Origin of the sequence: Sorangium sp. So ce327 (assembly GCF_051530205.1) — a bacterium.
Taxonomy (GTDB): Bacteria; Myxococcota_A; Polyangia; order Polyangiales; family Polyangiaceae; genus Sorangium; species Sorangium cellulosum_B.
Window position 1 is genome coordinate 4,081,981 of the sequence record NZ_CP150330.1, and the last position, 23,768, is coordinate 4,105,748.

Consider the following 23,768-nt stretch of genomic DNA (forward strand, 5'->3'; position numbering starts at 1 on the left):
CGGCGGAGCGGGGCTGGCCGCTGTCCGTCACCGCGGGCCCGCGACCGCCCGCCACCACGGGGTCGGCGCGCCGACGCGCTCGGGCTCGAACGCGGCGCCGATCCGGGGGGTCACGACGCGCGCGCCGCGCTCGGTGGCCAGCGAGAGCAGCGTCTCGGCCGGCTCGTCCCAGTCGTGGAGCCCGAGGTTGAAGGTGCCCCAGTGGACGGGCAGGAGCGTGCCGCCGCCGAGCATCTCGAACGCGGTCAGCGCGTTCTCGGGGCCGAGGTGGATGGTCCCCCACGCGGGGTGATACGCGCCGACCTCGAGCATCACCAGGTCGAAGGGGCCGTGTTGCTTGCCGATGTCCTCGAACCCGGGGAACAGCCCGGTGTCGCCGGAGAAGAAGACCTTGCGCCGCTCCGACTCGATGACCCAGGAAGCCCAGAGCGTCGCGTTGCGGCTCGTCGGCCCGCGGCCCGAGAAGTGCTGAGAGGGCGTCGCGGTGAAGCGGACGCCGCCGATCTCCGCGCGCTCGTGCCAGTCGAGCTCGGTGATCCGCGCCGGGTCGACGCCGAGCGCCTCGAGGAGCGCGCCCACGCCGAGGGGCGTGACGATGGGGACGCGCGTGCGGGCCAGCGCCTCGATCGTCGGCGCGCAGAGGTGATCGAAGTGGTCATGGGAGAGCAGGACCGCGTCGAGCGGCGGCAGCTCGTCGAGCGCGGCCGGGACCGGATGGAAGCGCAGCGGCCCGGCAAAGGAGACCGGCGAGGCGCGCTCGCCGAACACCGGATCGGTGAGCACCCGGCGGCCATCGAGCTCGAGGAGGACGGTGCTGTGGCCGAGCCAGGTGACCCGCAGTCCGGTGTCGCTCTGCCGGGCCCACGTCTCGTGGGGCCGCACGACGGGCAGCGGCGCGGGCGGCTCCCGTCGGCCGCGGCGGAAGAAGAACTCGCCGAGCACGGGCAGCGTCGAGCCCTTGGTCATGCTGGGGCCGGCGCCCGATGGGTTCTCGAACTTGCCGTCCTTGAACTGGGCTGAAGCGCGCGCGCGCTCGAGCCGCAGCCCTTTGCGACGCCGTGAATCGTTCATGAGGGGACGACCTCCTGCCAGGCGCGGTGTCTGGCGAGACGGAACACGACCTTGAAGGCGACCATTCCGCGGCCTGGTCGCCGGAGGAGGCGTGGGCTCCTCCTGCTGGAGCGCGCGCTCGGCCAGGGTGGCTCGCTCACGCACCGGACGAGCTTTGCGATCGGCGCGCCGACCGTCAAGGCCTGAACTTGACAAATTGTTCTCAACTTGTCAATGTTGACCATCGCCTGACGCTCTCTCCTTGCCCCGGCCCCTCGGCGATTCACCCCGTGTCCCTCCGGGTACCGCCTCGGGGGAGCGACCTGCCTGGATGTGTGCAGGGATCGACGCACGGCGGATCCCTGGTCATCCGATGATCCAGGGGTGCCGCGGCAACTCTCGTTCAGGCGAGACTCGACCCGTTCAGTGACACGGGCGAAGAGGGCGCGAGAAGCCAAATGTCTCGGTCGATGTGGGACATTGCGGCACAGATCATTGGCCATCAACTGCTGTGGTCGTGGCTTCGTAAATAGTCGTTCATAAATGCCGACAAACTGAACAAGATGGACAGATGCGCGGCAAAGTGAAGAGGATCGACGGCGGGAGATCGGCGCGGAGATGCGCAAGTTCGTGCGTGTTTGCGCGGATTTGTAGACGATTACGCGAACGATCATGCATGTGTTCGAACATGTGAACGCTCACGTGAAAGACCATGTGAACGAACACGTAAATGACCACGCATGACCACGTAAACCAACATGCAAATGACGCGGCGGGACGCATGATGGGCTTGACTCGCAACACGATACGGGACAAGAGTGATCCTCTTAGCGGTGCCTGACCGCCTGTCGAACGAGTCCTCCAGCTCCGCACCTCGTGATCGAGATCCCCTGGGGGGGCGATGACCGATGATTACCGCGGCCGTCCCTCCGGAGCCTCCATCGCGCATTGCGTGTCGAGAGCCCCTGATCAGCGCAAGGGCAGCGTCGAGCTGTAGATAGACCGTACTTCTTACTTGACAGAGGAGAACAACATGAGATTCGCATCAAGGAGCGCCTTGCTTGCCTCCGCGACGAGCCTTCTCGCCGTCTCATGCATCGCTGGTCTGGACGACACCGGCAGCGAGCAAGGCGACGCGCTCGAGGAGAGCCTCACGATCGACCCGAACGCGGTCTACACGCTCGTCGGCGTGCAGAGCAGCAAGTGCGTCGAGATACGCGGGGGCAGCACGGCGAGCGCGGCAGTTGCGCAGATCGCCGCGTGCAACGGCGCCACGCGACAGCAGTTCCGGGCGGAGTCCACGGGGAGCGGATACTTCCGGCTGCGGAACGTGAACAGCGGTCTCTGCCTCGGGATCAACGGTGGATCGACGGCGAACGGCGCCACCGTCGTCCAATCCAGCTGCGGCAACGCCACGAGCCAGCAATTTTCGTTCGTGGACGTCGGCAACAACGCCCAGCGGATCATGGCCCGAAACAGCAACAAGGCGCTCGACGTCACCGGGCGGTCGACCGCGGACGGCGCCGGCCTCCAGCAGTACAGCTGGGCGAACGGCGACAACCAGAAGTTCACGTTCAAGGTCGTGGGGGGCAGCTCGAGCAGCGCGAGCAGCAGCTCAAGCAGCTCCAGCAGCGCGAGCTCCGGCGTCGGTGGTTCGGGCGGCGCTGGTGGCGCTGGCGGCTCGACCAGCTCCAGCAGCTCGACCAGCTCGACCAGCTCCAGCAGCTCCAGCAGCGCGAGCACCGGCGTCGGTGGTTCGGGCGGTGCTGGTGGCTCCGGCGGTGCTGGCGGCTCGGGCGGCGCTGGCGGTTCGGGCGGTGGCGACGCGGATACGGGGGTCAACCCGGCGTCGGGCTGCACGCTCGGCTACAGCCAGATCCCGGACGGGAAGGGTGGCAAGAACGTCGAGGCCGTCTGCCTTCCGAAGGAGATGAACTTCAACATGGCCGCGTCGCTGGAGGCCTTCAAGACGACGGTCTACCCGCTCTTGACCGCCAACTGCTCTGGCTGCCACAGCTCGACGGGCAAGGCCCAGGCGCCCATGCACGCCGACGTCGATCCGGCGCTGGCCCACGAGTACGCGCTCACGCGCGTCAACTTCAAGAAGCCGGCGGACTCCAAGCTCGTGGTCCGGATGGGCATCGACCGGCACAACTGCTTCGGAACGAGCTGCAGAGACGCGAACACGCAGATGCTCAACGCCGTCACGGCGTGGGCGAACGCCGTCGCGCCGACCCTGCCGGCCACCCCGCGCCCCGTCGCGGCCGGCGAGAAGGTCACCGAGGACCAGGTGAAGGCGTGGATCGCGGCGGACAAGGCCACCGTCGCCGCGGCGGACGCGGAGTTCATCAAGTACGCCTCGCTGCACGAGCTCCACAACGCGGGCGTCAGCGCGGAGGAGCTCAACGTGGCCCGCGTGGGGCTGTCCAAGGCCCTGAACTCGACAGCGCGCTGGGCTCCCACGATCGTCAACCCGGTGGACATCAACGGCAAGGGCATGGTCTACCGCTTCGATACCCGCAACTACTGGGGCTACAACAAGGGGGTCACGAAGCTCCACTTCGGTGGATCGGACGACGACGTCTTCTTCGGGAGGACCTCGGTCAACTACCTGGGTGAGCCCGTCGGCTCCGACGTCACGTTCAGGGAGCGGTACAGATACACCTCGACGGTCCAGGTGGATCCGAGCTTCGCCAGGCTCGTCTGGGGGCGCGTCCTCGCCGGCAACGTGGAGGGCGCCACGGACAGCCAGGTGCTGCCGCCCAACGTCAACGGCTTCAAGACCGATTACATCGAGGCGGGCCAGCTCGTCTACACGCTGACGCGCCCGGACGTCTACAACGCCATCATGGCGATCCCCTGGTACGCGCAGGATCTCGAGGCCGAGCTCGGCGTCATCAAGGACGCGGGGATCAAGTCGTACGAGTACATGCTCACGAAGCAGGCCATCACCGTCGATTCCCGCATGTACTACAGGGCCAGGACGAAGAGCGGCGGGTACTACTGGAAGACGTGGGACGTCTTCTCCGGGCAGCTCGACGGCGTGACCACCATCGAGCAGGCGTACGAGACGGGCCAGATCCGGTTCCCCTTCTGGGCGCACCCGATCCCCAAGTTCATCAGCGGGGCCGGCGGCTCGGCGAGCAACTACAGCTTCATCGCGACGCTGGCTCAGCCGAACGGCACGGAGCCGGCGGGGTGCGACGGGGCGCCGAGCTACGCGGGCGGCAGCTACATCAACTGCCGCTATTACACAGGGACCGACGGGCTCCAGCAGTCGGCGGAGGAGGTGATCTGGGATCTGCCGAACGGCCTGCAGGGGTACTCCCTCTGGGGCGGCATCAACCAGCGCCGCGTCGACGCGTTCGGCAACATCGTGCGCGATCCGCGCCTCCTCCGGAACGCCTCGGACGCGCAGATCAACAGCACGCTGGGCTTCGCCACCCAGGACCGCCGCCTGAACACCGGCAGCTCCTGCATCGGTTGCCATGCCGACGGCATGAACCGAGGCAACAACGACCTGCGCGACTGGCTGGACGCCGGCGGCTCGCGCCTCCCGAAGGGAGAGCACGGGGTCGACGGGTGGATCAACGACGCGGCGACGGTGGCCCAGGTCAAGGAGCTGTATCCCCCGTCGACCGTGATGCGGCCGCGCATGGAGGACGATCGCAAGGTCTTCCTGACGGCGATGGCGAAGATGAAGCGGGCGATGGTCCTCGGCGCGGACAAGAACGTGTACGTGGAGCCGACGATCTGGACCATCGAGTGGGCGCAGAACTTCTACAAGTACCCGCTGAGCCGCTCGAACTAGCACCTTCACTTCCGAGCTCACAGGTCCGAGGTGGGCAGCGCGGCGCGCGCGAGGGCGCGCCGGATTGCCTTCCTCGGGCCTCCGCACTTCTCAGGGAACGTTCTCCCGATCAGATCAAACGATGGGTGTCAGGACGGCGTAAGTCACCCGCCGGGCGTCACGGCGAGTGGTGGGGGATTTCCCCCACCCTGCCGGAGTGATGGAACCGGCAGGACGCCAAAAGACCTCACCTTCGGCCAAAGCACCTCACCACCTCACGGCGTGAGGAGATCGCGCGCCACGGGCTCATGCGCGCCGCGCGGGTGGCGCTTCAGGTAGAGCTCCGCGATGGGGCGCGCCGCCGCCCGGCCGGCCGTGCGCTCGACCGCCACCATCTTGCGGCCGAGCGCCTCGGCCGCGAACGGGCCGCCCGGCGACTCGGCGAGGTACGTGTCGTACCAGGCCACGGCCGCCTCGGGCGAGCCGCCGTCGTGGATCAGGCGGCCGAGCAGGAAGGCCGCCGCCTTGCCCTGGCTCGTCCCCGGGAACCGCTTGCGCGTCGCCGAGAGCGCGCGCTGCGCCACGTCGCCCCGCCGCGCGTACCGCGCCGCGTCCCCGAGGGCGACAAGGTCGTCCAGCGAGCCCCGCTCGAGCACCCCCCCGAGTCCGCGCTGCTCCGCCTCGGCCAGGACCGCCCGGAAATCTCCCGCCGCCACGCGCTGCGCCCAGCTCGGCGCCGCCGCCGCCGCGCCGGCCGGCGCCGCCGGCCCCGCACCGTCCGTCGGAGGGCTCGCGGGCGCCCCCTCTGCCCGCGAACCCTCCGGCCGTACGGCCCCGGCGTCGCCGCCCCCGGCGTCGCCAGGTCCGATGGTCTTCTCCTCCCGGGGCTGCGCCGCCGTGCCCGCGGGCGGCAGCGCCTTCGGCGCCGGGTCCGCCGCGCTCGCGGCGTCGCCGCTCGAGATCTGCACGTCGCCCTCGCGCATCCGCGCCACGAGCCGCTGCCCGGCGCGGAGCGGCAGCCCGTCGGGCGCGAGCGGCCCGCGCACGGTCACGCTCCCCTCGTGCAGATCGACGCGCAGCGTGCCGTCGCCGCGGCTCCAGGATACGTCGAACGCCGTGCCGGTGACCAGCACCGCGAACGGCCCCGCCTCGACGGACCAGCGCGCCTTCGGCCGCCGCGTGACGCGCAGCGACGCGCGGCCGTCCTCGAGCAGCATGCGCGCCCCGGCCGCGTCGACGTCGACCACGCGCATCGCGCTGCCCGGCGAGAGCGCGACGGAGGTGCCGTCCGTGAAGCGGAGCCGCGCCTCTCCGCCCGCCGTCGCGGCGATGTACCGGCCCGCGGCGGAAGGCGCGCCCTCGACGGCGTAGTCGAGCGGCCGCGCCGGCCAGAGCGTGACGAGCGCGAGCGCGAGCGCCGCCCCGCCGGCGAGCGCGAAGCTCCACCGCGGCCGCCCGGTGAGCGCGCTCCACAGGGGCGAGGCGCGCAGCCACGCGCCCACGCGGCCCAGGGCTCCCGCGCGGCCCGCGCCGCGGCTCACCGCCTCCACGAAGCGGGCGCGCTCGGCGGCGTCGTGCGCCGCGTCGACGTCCGCGGGGACGCCGCTCCGCACGATGTCCGCGAGCCGGCTCAGCTTCTCCGCTTCATTCATCGCGATCTCCTCCGTCGGCGGGGAGGGTCCCGGGCCGATCGAGGTCCTGCGGGGCCTTGGTGAGGTAGGCCGAGAGCGCGGGATCGCGCTCCGCGGCGGTGAGGATCCGGTGAGACGCGCGCGCCAGGTGGCGCTTCGTCGTGGCCAGGGAGCAGCCGAGCGCGGCGGCGATCTCGGTGAGCTCGAGCCCCTCGATGAACCGCAGCACGAAGAGCGTCCGGGACCTGTCGTCAACCTGGTCGAGGATGCGGTAGAGCCGCGTGAGCGCCGCGCGCCCCTGCGGATCCTGCTGCGCGCCCCCCATGTCCGGGAGCTCGCCCGACGGCGACAGCTGGAGCCAGCGCCGCACACGCCTGCGCCGCAGCTCGGCGCGCGCGACGCGCACCGCGATGCCGACGATGAAGCTCGAGAGCAGCGAAGGGTCCCTGAGGTCCTTCGCCACGCGGAAGAAGCGCAGGAATGTGTCCTGCACATGATCGTCGATCTCGTCGCCCGGCCCGAGGGTGCGCGTCAGGATCCGGCGCACGAGCGGCGCGAACCTCTGCCAGAGGATCGGCGCGGCGCCCGGGTGCCCCTGCGCTGCGGCGCGCGCGAGCGCCTCGTCGTCGGTCGCCGCCAGCGGTAGCGCCTGCACGCCTCGCCTTTGCGTGAAAGGCGCGACCGCTGTCAAGGGCGGGACGGTCGACCGGCGCGTCGGGAACACGCCCAGCAGTGTTCTCCAGAGGTCCACCGCGGCTCAAGATTCGGCACGCCCGCGCACCGGAGGAGATCGAGACAAGGTAACGATTGAGGAATATCGATTACATGTGATCTGGACTACAGATCTCGGCCGCGGCGGCTCCCGGCGCGACGGCGAACGCCGTCATGGCAGGTTCCGTATCGGTTGTAACCTGTACGCATGACGACACCCGGGGTGGTTCATGTCATCGGATCGGCGAGCTCACCGCAGGGCTACGCCGCGGAGGCCATCCTCCACGAGGGGACGATGATCACCGTGTGCCGCGCGCGCCGCGCGTCGGACGGGCAGCCGGTCGTGCTGAAGGGGCCGAGCGCCGGGCGGGCGTCGCCGCGCGCGATCGCGAGGCTCCGCCACGAGCTGGTCATCACGCGTGAGATCGCGCACGCGGGCGTCCTCCGCGTCCTGGACGTCGAGGAGAGCGACGGGGGGCCCGTGCTCGTCCTGGAGGACTTCGGCGGCGCGTCGCTCGACATCGTCTCGCGGAGCGAGAGGCTCGGCCTGGGCACGATCCTGCGGATCGGCATTCACGTCGCGGACGCCCTCGCGTCGCTCCACCACGCGGGCATCATTCACAAGGACGTCAAGCCGCACAACATCCTCGTCCGCCTCGATCCGCTGGTGGTCAAGCTCTCCGACTTCGGGATCGCAACGCGCCTGTCGCAGGAGGCGCCGAGGGCCGAGAACCCGGGCGCCGTGGAGGGGACCCTCGCGTACATGTCACCCGAGCAGACGGGCTGGATGAACCGCAGCCTCGACTGCCGGACGGACCTCTACTCCCTGGGCGTCACCCTCTACGAGCTGCTCACGGGCGCGCCTCCGTTCACCGCGCCGAGCGCCATGGAGCTCGTGCACTGCCACCTGGCCAGGACGCCGACGCCGCCGCACGCCGTGTCGGCCGAGATCCCGCGCGTCGTCTCCGATCTCGTCATGAAGCTCCTCTCCAAGGCCGCCGAGGATCGGTACCCGTGCGCCGAGGCGCTGCGCGCCGATCTCGAGGAGTGCCTCCGGAGGTACGAGGCCGACGGCCGCGTCGATCCTTTTCCGCTCGGCGAGCGCGACGCGGGCGGCCGGCTCTGGCTGCCGGAGAAGCTCTACGGGCGCGAGGCCGAGGCGCAGGCGATCGTGGCCGCGTGCGAGCGCGCTTCGGCCGGCGCCGGCGCCGTCGAGCTGTTCCTCATCTCCGGCCACGCCGGCGTCGGCAAGTCCGCCCTCGTCCGCGAGGTCTACAAGGTGCTCGCGCGGCGGCCCGGGTACTTCGTCTCGGGCAAGTTCGGCCAGCTCAAGCAGCGCACCCCCTACGCGGCCATCGCGCGGGCGTTCGGCGAGCTGTGCGAGCGCATCCTGTCGGAGGGCGAGGAGTCCGTGGCGCGCTGGAGGGCCCGGCTGAGCGCCGCGCTCGGCTCGATCGGGCAGGTCGTCGTCGACGTGATCCCCGAGCTCGAGCGCGTCGTCGGACCCCAGCCCGCCGTGCAGCCGCTCGGGCCGAGCGAGTCGAAGAACCGCTTCAGCCTGGCGTTCCAGACCTTCGTCCGCGCCGTCACGGAGGAGCACCTCCTCGCGCTCTTCATCGACGATCTCCAGTGGGCCGACCCGGCCTCGCTGAAGCTCCTCGAGCTCCTCATGACCGATCCCGACGTCCGCGGGATGCTCGTGATCGGCGCCTACCGCGACCAGGAAGTCGACGACGCCCACCCGCTGGCGAGGTTCGTCGGCGGCCTGCGGGCGGCGGGCGCGTCCGCCTGCGAGGTGTGGCTCGGGCCGCTCGAGATCGAGGACATCCGCCAGCTCCTCGCCGACGCCCTGCGCTGCCGCCTCGAGGACACGGACGCCTTCGCGGCGCTCATCCTGGAGCGGACCGCGGGCAACCCGTTCTTCATCCACCAGCTCCTGCACGCCCTCGCCGGCGAGGGGATCGTGCGCTTCGATCCGGCCGCGGGGGCGTGGGCGTGGAGCCTCGAGCGCGCCCGGAGCGCGGAGGGCGCGGAGGGCGTCGTCGAGCTGATGGCCGCGAAGCTGCGGCGGCTCGCGCCCGGCGCGCAGCGGGCCCTCCGGCTCGCCGCCTGCGTGGGCCACCGCTTCGACCTCCGGACGCTCGCGCTCGTCGCCGAGCAGCCCCCGGGCGAGGTGGCCGCGGCCCTCTGGGAGGCCCTGCGGAGAGGCCTCGTCGTGCCCCTCGATCCCGAGTACCGCTTCGTCCACGCCGGCGACGCGGCGGTCGCCGGCAGGCTGCTCGAGGACCCCTCGTTCCGCGTCTCGTACCGGTTCCTGCACGATCGCGTCCAGCAGGCGGCGTACGCGCTCATCGACGAGCCGGAGCGGAAGCGGCTGCACCACCGCATCGGCCGGCTGCTCGCGGCGAGCCTCGGCGAGGATCCGAGCGACGAGGAGCTGTTCGTCGTCGTCGGGCACCTGAACGTCGCCGCGGCCCTGGTCGAGGATCCGGCGGAGCGCGGCGAGTTCGTGCGGCTCAACGTGGCCGCGGGGCGGCGCGCGCAGGCGGCGACCGCGTACGACGCCGCGTTCGGCTACCTGAGCGCCGCGGCGTCCGCGCTCGGCCCGGATCCATGGGCCGGCGAGCCGGGCCTCGCCTTCGACGTCTTCGACATCCATGCCGTGAAGGCCGAGTGCGCGTACCTGAGCGGCCGCTGCGACGACGCGGAGGCGCTCTTCGACGCCCTCCTCGAGCGCGCCGCCTCGGACGTCCAGCGCGCGCGCGTGTACTGCACGCGGATGGTCCTCTACAACGCGCAGCACCGCTGGGCGGACACGCTCGCGCTGGCGCTCCAGGGCCTGCGCCTCTTCGGCATGGAGGTGCCCACCGAGGGCGAGGCGCTCGCCGCCGCGCTCCGCGCGGAGATCGCCGAAGCCGAGCGCGGCTTCGCCGCCCGGCGGGGCGAGGACGTCGGCGTGGGCCCGGAGCTCGCCGATCCGCGCGTCAGGGCCGTGGTGGAGATGCTCGGCTACGGCTCGCCATCGGCGTATTTCCTCAACCCGCCGCTGGCCCAGCTCCTCGCCGTCAGGATGACGAACCTGTCGCTCCGGCACGGGAACTCGCCGATGGCCAGCGTGGCGTACGCGTACCACGGCTTCTACCTGGCCGCGTTCTGGGGCCAGCCGCACGAGGGCTACAGGATCGTGCGGATGGGCGTCGCCTTGAACGACAGGTACCGGGTCGATGCCATCAGGGCGAAGCTCGACTTCAACTACGGGGTCGTCATGAACCTCTCGAGGCCGCAGCGCGAGGCGCTCGAGGTCCTCCAGCGGGCGCGGATCGCCGGGATGGAGACCGGCGACTTCATGTTCGCGTCGGCGTCCTCCAACATCATCGCCCAGATGAAGCTCAGCCTGGAAGGCGAGCTCCGGCGCGTGCGCGAGGACGTCGGCGGGTTCCTGCGCTTCACCTCCCGCACGAAGGACGCGCTGTCGACGGCGGTCCAGACCGTCGCGCGGCAGGTGATCCAGAACCTCGAGGGGCGCACGCTGGACCGCGGCACGCTGAGCGACGCCGGCTTCGACGAGGACGCCTTCGTGCCGAAGCTCGATGGGATGGCCTTCGCGATCGTCGCTGGCTTCTACTACACGAACAAGCTCGCGCTCGCGTACCTCTACGGCGATCACGAGGGCGCGCTGCGGATGGCGCGCCGCGCGCACGAGCGGGCCCGCGCCCTGACGGGCCAGTACATCGGCATCGTCGATCTGCCGCTCTACACCTGCCTCACCCTCCTGGCGCTGGGCCCTCGGGCGAGCGGGGAAGAGGGCGGCGCGCTGGCCGAGATGCTCGCGTCGAGCCACGACAAGCTCGCCGTCCTCGCGCGGGACTGCCCCGAGCTCCGGCACCTGGAGCTGCTCGTCCGGGCGGAGCGCGCGCGCGTCGCCGGGGAGGCGCTGGAGCCGATCCTCGAGCTCTACCAGCAGGCGAGCGACGCGGCGGAGCAGGCGGGGTACGTGCGCTACCGCGCGCTCGTCAGCGAGCTCTGCGGCAGGTTCCTCGCGGCGAGGCGCATGCCGTGGCTCGCGCGCTCGTGCCTCGTCGAGGCTTACCAGGCCTACGCGCGCTGGGGCGCCACGGCCAAGCTGCGGCAGATGGAGGAGGCGTACGTCCAGCTGCTCCCCCGCGCGGCGGCGGGCCAGCCCGCGTCCGCGAGCGTCCTGTCGAACCTGACCTCGGTTGCCTCGTCGACGACCGATGCGGTCGCGCGGCGCGTGGCGCTGCTCGACGCGGCGGCGCTCATCCGCGCCGCGCAGGCGGTGGCGCGCGAGATCGACCTCGGCCGCGTGATGACGCGGCTGCTCCGGCTCGCCATCGAGAGCGTCGGCGCCCAGCGGGGCGCGCTGATCCTGGACCACGAGGGCGGGCCGCGCGTGGAGGCCGTCGCCGAGGACGAGGGCGAGGTGCGCGTCGGCCCGTCCACGCCCGTGCGCGAGAGCGGCGCCGCCGCAGCCCGGGTGATCGAGCTCGCGATGCGCACCGGGAGCGCCGTCGTCGTGGCCGACGCCGCTCAGGACGGGCGGTTCGATGGCGACCCCTACGTCGCGGCGCGCAAGCCGCGATCGGTGCTCGCGCTGCCCATGGTGAGCCAGGGGGAGATCTCGGGCGTCCTCTATCTGGAGAACAACGCCGCGCCCGAGGTGTTCTCGCCCGCCCGCCTCGACGTGCTCGAGCTCGTCGCCGCGCAGGCCGCCATCGCCGTGAAGAACGCGCTGCTCTATGCGCGCGTCCAGGCGGCGAGCGACGAGCTCCGCAGGGCCAACGACGCGCTCGAGGCGGCCGTCGCCGCCCGCACCGCGGAGCTCTTCGCGGCGAAGGTGCAGCTGGAGGCGGAGCTCGTCGAGCGGGAGAGCGCCGAGCGGGCGCGCGCCGCCCTCCAGGAGGACCTCATCCGCGTGCAGCGCGAGCGGCTCGCCGAGCTGTCGACGCCGCTCATCCCGATCACCGACCAGATCATGGTCATGCCGCTCATCGGGACCCTGGACGCGGAGCGGGCGGACGAGGCGCTCGAGACGGCGCTGCACGGCGTGGCGGACACGTCGGCGCAGGTCGTCATCCTGGACATCACGGGCGTGAAGGGCGTGGACAGCAGCGTCGCCGCGACGCTCGTCCGGGCCGCGACCGCGCTGCGGCTGCTCGGCGCCGAGGCGGTGATCACCGGGATCCGAGGCCACGTGTCGCAGACGCTGGTCAGCCTCGGGATCGACCTGAGCGAGACCGTCGTCCAGGGGACGCTCCAGCGCGGGATCGCGTACGCGCTCCGGAAGACCGGCCAGGCGCGGCAGCTCGCCGCCATGGCCCCTCGCTGACGGCCCGCGATCGCGGGCGCTCAGTTGGCGAGCTTGTTCGCCTCTCGCGGGCCGAAGATCGCCTCCCAGTTCGAGCGGTAGGCGTCGGTCGCGACCTGCGCGGGGCCTGACCGGGGCGACTCGCCGCGCGCCGCCGGGAGGAGCACCTCCACGTCGAAGAGCCGCGCGTGCTCGGACCGCTGCGTCAGCTTCACGAGCTCCCCGTTCAGCGGGCGCCCGTGCTCGGTGGGCCGCAGCTCGCCGATCTCGAGCCGGTCCTCCCGGCTCCGGATCACCCGGAAGCCTTCCCCCTGCTCGACGGGGCTATGGATGAAGACGACATCCTGATTCGCGGCGGGCGCGGGCGTGTCCTGGTTCTGCGGGGGCTCGTCCTTGCCCATCGCGAGAGTTTCCCACGTTTGCCCCCCCGAGCGCCAGGTGAAGCGAGCGGTCGATCACCGCCCGGCACCGCCCGGCACCGCCTGTCACCGCCTGCCGCCCATCGCACCCCGCCTCCGCCCCGTTGCTCCCGTTGCTCCGTCGGTCCCCGCGCCGCAACGCTGCGCATCACGGCGGCGCGTGTTCACGGGGCACGTGGTGCATGGCGCGTGGCCGGGGCCTCCAAAACTTGGCCAGCGCGTGGCTTACGCCGTACTGCCGGCCAATGGGCCCTTTGCACCGCGGAGGGCCCGCGATGGCGGACGCGGCTTCGCGGCGGAGGAATGGGCGTATGAACGGTCGAGGCGCAGAGGGAGAGGGCGTTCGCAAGGCGCCGGAATCCTTGGACAGGGAGCGCGAGGGCGGCGGCGAGCGGCGCGCTGGCGCCGGGCAGCGGGTCCGCGTCGAGGCGCTCGTCGCGGTCGGCGAGACGTCGGGCGGCGGCTTCGAGGCCGAGTCGATCGACATGTCCCCCGAGGGGATGCGCCTGCGCACGGCGTACCTGCCGCGGGTCGGCGACGCCCTGATCTGCCGGTTCGACGGGCTCGGCAAGGAGCTGGTCGTCGAGGGCGAGGTCTGCTGGCGCGCCGAGCAGGCGCGCGGCGGCGAGTTCGGCCTGCGCTTCACCGGCCTCGACGCCGAGTCGGAGGAGGCGGTGCGCGCGATGTGCTCGTCGATCGACGCGGGCGCCCCGGGCCCCGCGCCGGCGCTCACCGTCCAGGCCGCCGCCGCGTCGCTCGGGGCCGCGCAGCGGGGCTCCCGCGTGCGGCTCCACATCGAGGGGCTCGGCTCGCCGATGAAGGCGCGCGTGCGCGGCGGCGGGCTCGACGACCTCGAGGTCGGCTCCAACCTGGAGTTCCTCAAGGTGGGTCGCTCCCTCGAGCTGGAGGAGGTCGATCAGGGCACGCGCCGCGAGGCGTACATCGATCACGTGAAGGTCGAGGTCGACCCGGCGACGAGCGTGCCGCAGCTCGTTGTCACGCTGTGCTACGAGGCGCCTCGCGCGGCCAGGGCGCCGCGGCCGCGGCCCTCGTCGCCCGAGGCGCTCCCCCCGGCCCCGGCGCGATCTTCCCACGACGCCGGCGCGCCGGTGCGGGCGCCGTCGTCGCCGCCGCAGGGCGAGCGCGCGGCTTCGCGACCGTCGTCGGCGCCGACCGTCCCGGCGCGCGATCCTCAGGGCGAGCGCGCGGCTGCGCGGCCTTCCACCGCGCCGACGGTTCCGGCGCGCGATCCTCAGGGCGAGCGCGCGACGGCGCGGCCTTCCTCGGCGCCGGCGGCCGAGCCTCGGGGCGAGCGCGCCTCATCGGGCGCGAGCGGCGGCGCGAGCGGCGGCGCGGCGGCCCACGCGGACGACGAGCACGACAGCGACGTGTCGCCGGCGCTCTCGGCCCGGGAGGCGCGCGCGGGCGCCGAAGCGGCCCCGCCCTCCGCGGACGACGGAGCGCCGCCCTCCGCGGGGAGCGCGGCCGAGGACGCGGGCGCCGAGGCGGCTGCCGACGCGCAGCCGGGCCGGCTGCGCGAGGTCGGCGAGAAGGCCGCGATGGCGGGCAAGGCGGTGGCGGGCAAGATCGCGCCCGCGCTCGCCGGCGCCGGGGCGCGCGCGGCCACGGCGATGGCGGGCCTCGTGGCGAGGATCAAGGCGCGGCGCGCCGCGCGCGCAGGCGACGGCGACGGGTCGGGCAAGGACGGCGGCCCGCGCCGCAAGACGGCGCCGCCGCCGGCTGGCGCGCTGAAGTCCGGCGGGCGCCGGCTGGTGCGCGAGGACCCCGAGGAGGCGGCGGGCGAGGGCGGGGAGCCGCCGCGCTTCAACAAGAAGGCGGCCGCGGTCGGCAGCTTCCTTGGGCTGGCGGCGGTGCTCGTGGTGTTCGGGGCGGCGCGCTTCCTCGGCCTGCGGGGCGGCGACGCGCCTTCGGCCGGGGCCGAGTCGGCCGCGGGTGTGCCGGCGCTGCCAGCGTCGGCGTCCTCCGGCGCGCCTGCCCTCGCGGCGGCCGCGGGGCCCGCTGCAGCGCCGGGCGGCGCGCTCACGGCGAACGTCCCGCTGTTCGGCGCGACGCCGCTGTCGACGACGGAGCCTGTGCCGCCGACGCCGCCGACGGATCCGAGCGCGCTGGCCGGCGACGCGCTCGCGCCGGGCGCGGCGGTCCCGGGCGGCCCGGGCGAGGACGACGAGGTGGAAGCGGCGGACGACGGCGACCAGGAGGGGCCGCGGGAGTGGGGGCAGGGATCGGTGCGGAACCCCATCGTCCTGAAGCTCAAGATGGACGGCCCGATCGAGGAGCTGAACGGCGCGGCCGGCGCGATGGGCTTCACGGTATCGCTGCCCGATCGGCGGGCGCTGTCGTCGGGCAGCGGTCTCGCCCGCAAGGACAAGCGCATCGCGTCGGTGCGCGTGGTCAACACGGCGCACGGCGCGGAGGTCACCCTGCAGTTCAAGGACGGCGTGCCCGCCTACAAGGCGAAGGCGCGCGGCGATCGCCTGGAGATCTCGCTCGGCCGCGGCGAGTCGAAGAAGGTGGCGTCGAAGTCGAAGCCCGAGAAGAACGAGAAGAACGAGAAGAAGAAGGCCGACGACGCCAAGAAGAAGAGCGATAAGGGGAGCGGCAAGAAGGACAAGGAGCGCTGAGGGGCGCGGGCCGGGCGGAACTAGCCGGGTTGGCGCGCCGCACTCGGCGTGGCATTCTCCTGGGGTGCGGTGGAACGACGAGAAGAGCCGGCGTTTCCAGGCGCTCCGCGCGGCCGAGGCGCGGGGGACGTTGACGGACCCCGAGCGCGCGGAGCTCTCTCGTCTGTTCGAGGATCTCGACGCGGAGGAGGCCGACGCGCTGCGCCCGGCGATGGAACTGGCGGCGGCACGCGCGGAGGACCTCGCGGCGCAGAAGGCACAGCTCGAATCCCAGGCTGACGCGCTGGCGCGCATCGTGGCCGAGCAGGAAGGGCTCCTGGCAGATGCCACCGCCTACCTCCAGAAGCTGCGGGAGAAGAACGCGGCCTTGGCGGAGGACTACCGGCGCCTCATGGGGCACGATCTCGCCCCGGCCCGCTGAGGGCGTGGTCGCGTGGCCGATGAGTTACGCGCGCTGGTCCGGGATGGCTTTCGAGCGCGCTGCGCCTACTGCGGGGGGCACGAGGATGCGGTCGGGGCCACGCTGACGGTCGACCACCATCGCCCGCGCGCGCATGGAGGCACCGATGACGTGGCCAACCTCGTCTACTGTTGTGCCAGGTGCAACGAACACAAAGGTGCCTACTGGCACGAGCAGGATCCTCCTTATGTCCGCTTGCTTCATCCCGGGCGAGATAACCTGACGCAGCACCTGCACGAGAGCGACGACGGACATCTCGTTGGCCTCACCCCCGCAGGCGAGTTCTTCGTCCAGCGCCTGCGACTGAATCGCCCGCAGCTGGTGGCCTATCGGCGCGCACGGCAGGCGGAGTTGACGCTTACGGCGGAGCTCGCGGCGAGCCGCCGGCGCGTCGAAGAGCTGGAGCGCGCAGTGCTCGATCTGCGTGCGGCGCTGGAATTGACCGCGGATGAGATCGAACGCCGGTCGAAGGGGCGCCCCGGGGAGCCCTGAACCGTTCGAGTCCGGGCCCGGCTCCTTCTTCTCCTCCTCAGAGGAAGAAGTGGGCCGTCAGGTTGACGGACCCGCTGCTGGCGTTGCTGCTCTCGCCCATGTACTCGTAGCTCAGGATCGTCCAGCGCCCGGTCATCTCGAACCCGAAGCCTTTCGGACGACCCCACAGAACGCCCAGCTCCAGCATGCCGCCCAGAGCGTCGTCGAACCGAGCATCGGCGCCGCCGAGGACGCCGTCGCCATAGAGGTGCGGGTTGAGCTCCAGGATCCCGCCTGCGGCCACGACGCCGTGCCACGAGCTGTCGATCGCCACCAGGCTTCGGACGGAGGCCATCAATGGGATGCGCTCCAGCTTGATCGAGCCATCGGCGTCGACGAGGGTGCTCTTGTACTTCCACCCGGCGTCCAGCCCGAGACCGAGTCCCACGCGATCCCCGAGCCAGAGAGGCGTCCAGGTCAGTCCACCGGAGAGGGAGACCCCTTCTCCGGCGTGGACGGTGGTCGTGGAGCCGTCCGAGTACGTGAGCTCGGCGAGCTCATCGCCGCCGAAGGCGAGGCCGAGCGAGGCGTGCAGCCCCAGGGTCGAGAGCCATTCCCCGCGGCGCAGCGCCGGGGCGAACTCGTTCGGAGCGGCATCCGCCTCGGGTGCTGCGGAGGGGGCCTCGGCGCGCGCCACGGAAGCCCAACCTAGGATTCCCACCCCCAGCGCCGTGATCAGGATCTTCGAGTTGATGGTCATGGTTCTCGCTCCAATCCGAGCCGTCAGCCGGTGACGACGATCTTGTCGCGCACGCCGACGAGTACGCGTTTGTCCGCGCGGCTCTTCCCGACGTCGTGCAGCCTCTGAACGCCGTCACACTGGCACTCGGTGCGGCGTCAGCCTCGGTGAAGGACACGCGTGCTGGCGTTGTGTGAGCCTTCGAGTGACGAGGCGATAGACAATGGGTTTGTTGTGAAATCTTGTCAACGACGAAGCAGGGAGAGGTCATGGCGTCATGAAGGCATACCCAGCAGGCTTGGGTCGAACTCCCGGGAGCGCTGGCCATGGACGCCGAGCAAGGCTCGGCCGATGGATGCACAGGAGCGTGGCCGCGGGGCCGACCCGCGTATGCCTCTTTCGCGGGATCGGCTGTTGCGGTCGGTGCTTCGCTTCGCCGACGAGGCGGACCTCGACGCCGTGACGATGCGGGCCGTCGGCCAGCGCTTGCACGTCGAGGCCGTGTTCCTCGACAAGCATGTCATTCACAAAGGAGATATCGTCGACGATCTCGTTGAGAGCGAGTGCCCCGAGATACTGTGCCTTCGGCCTGGGGGCGCCGCCGTGGAGCGCAACGGATTGATCCGTTGGGAGGGGGCGCCGCCAGGGGGGGCGGGCAGCTCGGTACTCCCTCCCACACCCCCAGCGCCGACCTCCGCCCCCGCCGCGCTACACGGATCTCCCAGGCCCCACCGGTGGCGGGATCGACCACTCCGCGCTGTCCGACAGCCGGGGCTCCGCCTCCTCCGCCGCGCTCCCGAAGAAGTCCGCGACGTCGTGCCGCCTCGCCTCCGCGTCCGCGCGCCCCAGCTCGATCAGCTTCCGCGTGAACGAGCCGTCGAACAGCAGGTAGCTCGCGAGATCCGCGTCGTTCTCCGCGCCGACGTCCACCAGCGAGAGCAGCCTCCGCATCATCGCCGGGCCGCCCTGCAGCTTGCCCGCCCTCACGTGCTCCGCCGCCAGGCGCCCGAGATCCGCGCTCGGCCGCACCACCAGCGTCTCCACCCGCCGGTACGGCAGCGCCCCGCGCAGCGCCGCGGCCCCGTTGATCGATTGCAGGAAATCCGGGCCAAACGCCTGCTCCCCGTCCTCGATCATGTGGTTCACCCGCGTCAGCACCTCGAAATCGGTCTGGATGTGGTCGAGCAGGAACGCGTTCAGCACCTTGCCGAGCACGAGCGCCATCCCCGGCGGCTTGCCGCTGTCCCCCGCGTCGATGCTCCGCACCTCGCGCGACAGCCCGATCGCCAGGACGTGCGTCGCCCCCAGCCGCAGCGCCGGCGCGATCGGCGTGTTCTGCCGCACGCCCCCGTCCATGTACAGATCGCGGCCGATCCGCACCGGCGGGAACAGGATCGGGATCGCCGCGGACGCGAGCGCGTGCTGCGGGCCTATCAGCGCCCCCCGGATGATCGTCCGCGGCGGCGCCGTCGTCGGCAGCGCCCCGTCCGGGCCCGTCTGCATGAAGATCACCGTGCGGCCCGTCCCGATCTCCGTCGCCGACACGCTCACCGCCGAGAGGTAGCCGTGGCGCAGCGTCCGCGCGATCGCGCGCCACGGGATCTCCCGCTCGACGAGCCGCTGCATCGGCGACACGTCGAACAGGCCCACCCCCTCCGACCCGCCCCCGAACAGCAGCTTCGGCATCGAGATCGCCTGCCGGACCCCGAAGCCGAGCACCGTCTCCAGCTTCAGCTGCGTCCACAGGTTGACGAGGCGCCGCACCCCCAGCGTCGGATCGTCGAGGTGCGCCGCGAGGTAACACGCGTTCACCGCGCCCACCGACGTCCCGCACAGGATGTCGATGCGCGGCGGCGCCCCGCGGAGGCGGGCGAACGCGTCGAGGACGTACGACAGCACGCCGACCTCGTACGCGCCCCGCGCGCCTCCGCCCGAGAGGATCACCGCCACCTTGCGCCGCGGCTTCGCCCCGGTCCTCGCGCCCGTTCCCGTCATGCCATCTCCCCGCGGCGGAGCGGGTCGTGCGCCGCCGCCGGTCCGTCCGCCTCCGCGGCGAGGACCCGCCGCACCACGGTGCGCTCCAGGAACAGCGCCCTGAGCCGCGCGTCGCGGATGTAGCCCGCCACCCTCCTCACGTGCGCCGCCGCGCGGTGGTACGCGTCCGTCGAGCTCGCCGGCGCGCCCTTCTGCAGCGCCTCGCAGCAGAGGTCGCGCACCTCGATGCCGTACTCCGAGCTGCCCGCCTCGACAGCGCCGAGCGCCGTCCGCGCGAGCAGCACCCCGGAGTGGACCTCCCCCGCGTCCACCCGCGACGCCGCCTCGATCGCCGTCGCGTGGGCGTGGTAGCTCATCAGCCCCTGCGACTCGGCGAGCTGCCGCGCCTCGGAGGCGTTCGCGATCGCGCCCTGGATGTCGCCTCGCGCCCTGGCCAGCAGGCCGCGGACGTTGCGCTCGTGGATCATGTCGTAGACGCTGCCGGTCACCGCGATGAGCGCGCCCGCGTCGGCGCAGAGCGTGTGCGCGGCGTCGACGTCGCCCGCCTCGAGGAGGATCCCTGCCGAGCAGAGGAGCGTGTCGGCCCGCGCATCCTGATCGTCATAGCGCTCGTGGGCCTCGCGCGCCCGCTTCATGTACGCCAGGCTCCGCGGTACGTCCCCCAGCTTCGCGTAGGCGTGGCCGATGTTGCTCAACGTTTTGGCGATCTGGAACCGGCCGCCGATCGCGAGATCGATGGAGATCGACGAGAGCCCGACCGCGATCGCGTCCTCGAAGCGCTCGAGCACGAACATCGCCACCGCGAGCGAGTTCTTCGCGCGCGCCTCGCTGCGGCGCGCCCCCACCGCGCGGAACACCGCGATCGCCTCGGCGTAGGCCTCCACCGCCTCCTGCACGCGGCCGACCCGGCGCAGGAGCACCCCCTTCGTGCGCAGCACCTCCGCGCGCGCCCGCGGCGTCAGCCCGCCCGCCTGCGTCACCCGGAGCGCGCGATCCGACGCGCTGATCGCGCCCTGGACGTCGCCGAGCTCGCGCAGCACCTCCGACAGGATCGTGAGCGCCTCGACCTCGAGCGCGGGGCGGCGCGCGATGCGCGCGATCTCGGCCGCGCGCTGCGCCACCGGCAGGCCGCGGGCGAGGTAGCCGTCGTCGAGGTCGAACCGCGCGGTGCGCACGAGGGCGAGCGCCGCCCAGCGGGCGTGGCCGCTCTCCTTCGCGAGCTGGCGCAGCGCCGCGAGGTGCCGCCGCCGGTCGCGGCGGCGGCCGAGGTGGCGGAAGATCGCCTCCAGCGCCTCGTGCGCGATCATCCGCCGCGTGTCGCCGGTCGGCAGGAGCGACAGCGCGCGCTCGTAGTACCGCCGCGACAGCTGCGCCTGGTGCCCCGCGCGCGCGGCCCGCGCTGCGTCGAGGTAGAGCTCCGCCGCCGGCCCGGGCGCCTCGCCCCGCGCGAGGTGCTGCGCCACGATCGCGGCCGAGAGCCCCTGCGAGAGCGGCGTCGTCGAGAGGTGCTCGCCGAGCCGACGGTGCATGCGCACGCGGCTCGCGCCGTCGAGCGCGAGGTAGGCCACGTCGCGCACGAGCGGGTGCCGGAAGTCCACCGCCCCGGCGCGGCGATCGCACAGGCCGCGCGCGCAGAGGCGCGTCACCGCCTCGTCGTCGGCGAGCCGCGTCAGGTTCAGGATGTCGTCCTTGAGCAGCGGCCCCCCCGCGACCGCCAGCCAGTTCACGACGTCGTGCTCCGCCGGCGGCAGCTCGCGCAGGCGGTCGCCGATGAGCTGCTCCAGCGTCGAGGGCAGCGGCTCGCCGCGATCCCCCGTCCGGTCGTGGCGCACGAGCTCGTGCCGCCCGCCCGGGTGCTCGACGATCTCCAGCGTGCCCCGCTCGAGGAGCGCGTCGATCATCTCGAGCAGGAAGAACGGGTTGCCCGCGACGCGCGGCACGAGCTCGCCGCAGACGGCCGCCACCCCGTCGCGCACGCCGAGGCGGGCCTCGACGAGGCGCATCTGCTCCTCCGCGCTGAGCCCGCGGAGCTCGATCCGCACGAGCCCCTCGATGAACGGGGTCACGCGCTCCTCGGGGCGCGTGAGGAGCAGCACCAGCACCGGGAGCCGCTCCGCGCGCTGCTTCAGGAGCTCCGAGAGCAGCTCCAGGCTCGGCCGGTCGGCCCACTGGAGGCCGTCGATGACGACGACGAGCGGCTGGTGGCGCGCCAGCGAGCCGAGCAGGTACTTCACGCCCCGCACCACCACGTCGCGGCCGTAGGCGGCCGCTTCCTCCTCGGGGTGCTCGAGCTGCTTGCCGGTGACGAGCTCGGCGAGCCGCGTGACGATGCGCGCGCCGAGCGGCGAGCGGGCGATGGGCCCGAGCAGGGCGCGGATCACGTGGGAGGCGTCGTCGATCGCGTGGTCGAGCCCCATCCCGGTGACGTCGCGGAGCACGTCGCAGACCGTGGCGAGCGGCAGCTCGCTCTTCACGGGCGAGCACTCGACGTGGAGCACGCGCGCGTCGCCCGGGAGCTCCGAGAGGAACGTGGAGATGAGCGCGCTCTTGCCGATGCCCATCTCGCCGACGATGACGCGCGCCACGGATTGCCCGCGGAGCGCGCCGACAGGCGGGCTCGAGGGCCTGCTCGAGATGCTCGGGGGCCTGCTCTGCCGGCTCCCCGGCGGCTCGCTCTCGCCGAAGCGCGCGGGCGGCTCGACGTTGCCCTTCACGGGCGGCGAGATCGCCCGGTGGTAGGCCGCGTGCAGATCGGCCCGCTCCGCGTCGCGCCCCACGAGGTCGTTCGGCGAGAGCGCGATCTCCGCCATCCGCTCCTCGCGCGTGAGCGGCCGCTGCAGCGCGTAGAGCCGCATCTGGTGCGGGACCGGGTAGCCGCGGGCGTCGTCGAGGTCGAGCGAGGGCGCGTCGCCCCAGCGGAAGTCGCGGCGGACGAGGCGGTAGACGCCGCCCGCGACCCAGGTCTTGCCGAACGGGGTGCGGCTGCCGAGGCGCTCGGCCAGGAAGTTCGCGGGCTCCTTGAGCGCGTGGTTGATGAGGTGCCCCTGCTCGTCGCGCTCGCCGTACGCGATGCCGCGGACGATGCCGATCGCGGCGCGGAGCTCGACGGGCAGGTCCTCCGACGCGCCCGCGAGCGCCTCGTGCACGTCGACCGCCAGCGAGGCCGCGTCGGCCGCGGCGCGCGACGGGTTCGCGAGCAGCCCGACCACCGCGCGCGCGCTCGCGTGCGACTCCCACGACCAGATCGCCCCGTGCTTGAAGGCGATCGCGTCGAGGGTCGTGCGGATCGAGCGCCCGCTGCGCTTGCCGGCGAGCCGGCCCTGCGCCCCGAGCAGCGCGTCGACGCCCTCGATGCGCAGCGTGACCACGGCGACGTGGCGCACCTCGCGCACGGCGCGCGGCGCGCCCGTGCCCTCGGGGTCGCCGCCCGTGCGCGCGGCCGGCACCGCCGCGAGCGTCTGCGGCTGCGCCACGGAGCCGTCGTCGGCGGGCTGCTCCTCCGCGCCCTCCGCGCCTTCCACGCGCCGCGCGGCGCCCTCGCGCGCCTCCTCCGCGCGGTCGCGGCCGAGCAGGTGGGCCACGGTCTGCTCGACCGAGGCGTTGTCGACGAGCTCCTGCCGCGCGAGCAGCGCCCGCGCGACCGCCCCGGCCAGGTCGCGCGCGGTCTGGAAGCGGGCCTCGGGCTCGCGCTCCATGGCGCGCATCACGATCGCCTCGAGCTCCGCGGGGATGTCGCGCGCGTGCGACGACGGGGGGTCAAACCGGCCCTCCTTCACGGCCTGGAGCAGCGCCTCGTCGTCGAGCTTGCCGTACGGCGAGCGCATGGCGAGCAGCTCGTAGAGCACGACGCCGAGGGCGTAGATGTCGCTGCGCCGGTCGACGCGCTCGCCGCGCGCCTGCTCGGGCGACATGTACCCGAACTTGCCCTTCAGCACGCCGGGCTCCTCGCGGAAGAGGTTGGCGCTGGCGATGCCGAAGTCGGCGATCTTCACGACGCCCTCGAGCGAGAGCAGGATGTTCTGCGGCGAGACGTCGCGGTGGACGATGGCGAGCGGCATGCCGCCCTCGTCCTTGCGCTCGTGGGCGTAGTGGAGCCCCTTCGCCGCCTCGGAGACGATGAACGCCGACACGAGCGGCGGGATCCGCGACTCCTTCTGCTGGGCGGCCCGCATCAGCTTGCCGAGGTCGAAGCCCTCGACGTACTCCATCGAGAGGAGCAGCCCGTCCTCGCCGTGGTCGGAGAACTCGTAGACCTGGACGATGTTCGGGTGGTTCAGGCGCGTGGCGAGGTGGGCCTCCTCGACGAACATCGCGCGGAAGCGCCGCGAGGCCCCGTGCGCGGGGAGGATGCGCTTGACGACGAGGAGCTTGTACGTCCCCTCGGCGCCCCGCTTCTTGGCGAGGAAGACCTCCGCCATGCCGCCAGCGCCGAGGCGGCGCTGGATCTCTAGGTCGGCGAGCTGGGACGGGTGCTTGGCCATGCAGCGAAGCGGCGCGCGGGCGCCCTGGCTGGGAGGCGCCGAGCGCGGTGAAT

Annotated in this window: 12 protein-coding genes; 5 read left to right on the forward strand and 7 right to left on the reverse strand. The window is 72.5% G+C overall.

From position 1 onward, the window contains the following. Positions 1-27: 27 nt before the first annotated feature. On the reverse strand, positions 28-1,071 hold the full coding sequence (locus tag WME95_RS15390; protein WP_437909125.1) for an MBL fold metallo-hydrolase: 1,044 nt from the start codon (positions 1,069-1,071) through the stop codon (positions 28-30). A 1,012-nt stretch (positions 1,072-2,083) separates the two neighbouring features. On the opposite strand from WME95_RS15390, the gene WME95_RS15395 reads away from it, so the two are divergent. Further along, on the forward strand, positions 2,084-4,861 hold the full coding sequence (locus WME95_RS15395) for an RICIN domain-containing protein (RefSeq protein ID WP_437909126.1): 2,778 nt from the start codon (positions 2,084-2,086) through the stop codon (positions 4,859-4,861). 254 nt (positions 4,862-5,115) lie between these two features. Here the strand turns inward: WME95_RS15395 and WME95_RS15400 are convergent, their stop codons facing one another. Both WME95_RS15400 and WME95_RS15405 read right to left on the reverse strand, forming a co-directional pair. Next, positions 5,116-6,492 (reverse strand): FecR domain-containing protein, encoded by a 1,377-nt coding sequence (locus WME95_RS15400; protein ID WP_437909127.1) that lies wholly within the window; start codon positions 6,490-6,492, stop codon positions 5,116-5,118. Beyond that, a complete protein-coding gene (locus WME95_RS15405; protein ID WP_437909128.1) occupies positions 6,485-7,126 on the reverse strand; it encodes an RNA polymerase sigma factor in 642 nt (213 codons plus the stop codon). The genes WME95_RS15400 and WME95_RS15405 overlap by 8 nt, the downstream gene beginning before the upstream one ends. A 264-nt stretch (positions 7,127-7,390) precedes the next feature. Between WME95_RS15405 and WME95_RS15410 the strand changes: the two genes are divergently transcribed. Next, complete coding sequence (locus tag WME95_RS15410) at positions 7,391-12,529, forward strand: AAA family ATPase (RefSeq protein ID WP_437909129.1); 5,139 nt, start codon at positions 7,391-7,393, stop codon at positions 12,527-12,529. Positions 12,530-12,549: 20 nt separating this feature from the next. Here the strand turns inward: WME95_RS15410 and WME95_RS15415 are convergent, their stop codons facing one another. Beyond that, entirely contained in the window at positions 12,550-12,909 is a 360-nt protein-coding gene (locus WME95_RS15415; RefSeq protein WP_437552603.1) for a hypothetical protein, read from the reverse strand. Between the two features lie 329 nt (positions 12,910-13,238). On the opposite strand from WME95_RS15415, the gene WME95_RS15420 reads away from it, so the two are divergent. From WME95_RS15420 to WME95_RS15430, 3 genes are all read left to right on the forward strand, one after another. Further along, positions 13,239-15,569, forward strand: coding sequence for a PilZ domain-containing protein (locus WME95_RS15420; protein ID WP_437909130.1), 2,331 nt, complete (start codon positions 13,239-13,241; stop codon positions 15,567-15,569). A gap of 64 nt (positions 15,570-15,633) precedes the next feature. Beyond that, positions 15,634-15,990 carry a hypothetical protein gene (locus WME95_RS15425; protein WP_012235381.1) on the forward strand — a complete coding sequence of 119 codons (357 nt, stop codon included), beginning with the start codon at positions 15,634-15,636 and terminating at the stop codon, positions 15,988-15,990. A 12-nt stretch (positions 15,991-16,002) separates the two neighbouring features. Further along, positions 16,003-16,521 (forward strand): HNH endonuclease, encoded by a 519-nt coding sequence (locus WME95_RS15430; protein ID WP_437909131.1) that lies wholly within the window; start codon positions 16,003-16,005, stop codon positions 16,519-16,521. A gap of 37 nt (positions 16,522-16,558) precedes the next feature. On the opposite strand, the gene WME95_RS15435 is transcribed toward WME95_RS15430, so the two are convergent. From WME95_RS15435 to WME95_RS15445, 3 genes are all read right to left on the reverse strand, one after another. Further along, positions 16,559-17,260, reverse strand: coding sequence for a hypothetical protein (locus WME95_RS15435; RefSeq protein ID WP_437552607.1), 702 nt, complete (start codon positions 17,258-17,260; stop codon positions 16,559-16,561). Between the two features lie 687 nt (positions 17,261-17,947). Continuing rightward, complete coding sequence (locus WME95_RS15440) at positions 17,948-19,234, reverse strand: patatin-like phospholipase family protein (protein WP_437552608.1); 1,287 nt, start codon at positions 19,232-19,234, stop codon at positions 17,948-17,950. Then, on the reverse strand, positions 19,231-23,715 hold the full coding sequence (locus WME95_RS15445; RefSeq protein ID WP_437909132.1) for a serine/threonine-protein kinase: 4,485 nt from the start codon (positions 23,713-23,715) through the stop codon (positions 19,231-19,233). The genes WME95_RS15440 and WME95_RS15445 overlap by 4 nt, the downstream gene beginning before the upstream one ends. Positions 23,716-23,768 lie beyond the last annotated feature (53 nt).

What these genes read in the sequence shown, in the direction of transcription:
- WME95_RS15390 (WP_437909125.1), bottom strand. Translation starts at nt 1,071, where the DNA reads ATGAACGATTCACGGCGTCGCAAAGGGCTGCGGCTCGAGCGCGCGCGC.
- WME95_RS15395 (WP_437909126.1), top strand. Translation starts at nt 2,084, where the DNA reads ATGAGATTCGCATCAAGGAGCGCCTTGCTTGCCTCCGCGACGAGCCTT.
- WME95_RS15400 (WP_437909127.1), bottom strand. Translation starts at nt 6,492, where the DNA reads ATGAATGAAGCGGAGAAGCTGAGCCGGCTCGCGGACATCGTGCGGAGC.
- WME95_RS15410 (WP_437909129.1), top strand. Translation starts at nt 7,391, where the DNA reads ATGACGACACCCGGGGTGGTTCATGTCATCGGATCGGCGAGCTCACCG.
- WME95_RS15415 (WP_437552603.1), bottom strand. Translation starts at nt 12,909, where the DNA reads ATGGGCAAGGACGAGCCCCCGCAGAACCAGGACACGCCCGCGCCCGCC.
- WME95_RS15420 (WP_437909130.1), top strand. Translation starts at nt 13,239, where the DNA reads ATGAACGGTCGAGGCGCAGAGGGAGAGGGCGTTCGCAAGGCGCCGGAA.
- WME95_RS15435 (WP_437552607.1), bottom strand. Translation starts at nt 17,260, where the DNA reads ATGACCATCAACTCGAAGATCCTGATCACGGCGCTGGGGGTGGGAATC.
- WME95_RS15440 (WP_437552608.1), bottom strand. Translation starts at nt 19,234, where the DNA reads ATGACGGGAACGGGCGCGAGGACCGGGGCGAAGCCGCGGCGCAAGGTG.
- WME95_RS15445 (WP_437909132.1), bottom strand. Translation starts at nt 23,715, where the DNA reads ATGGCCAAGCACCCGTCCCAGCTCGCCGACCTAGAGATCCAGCGCCGC.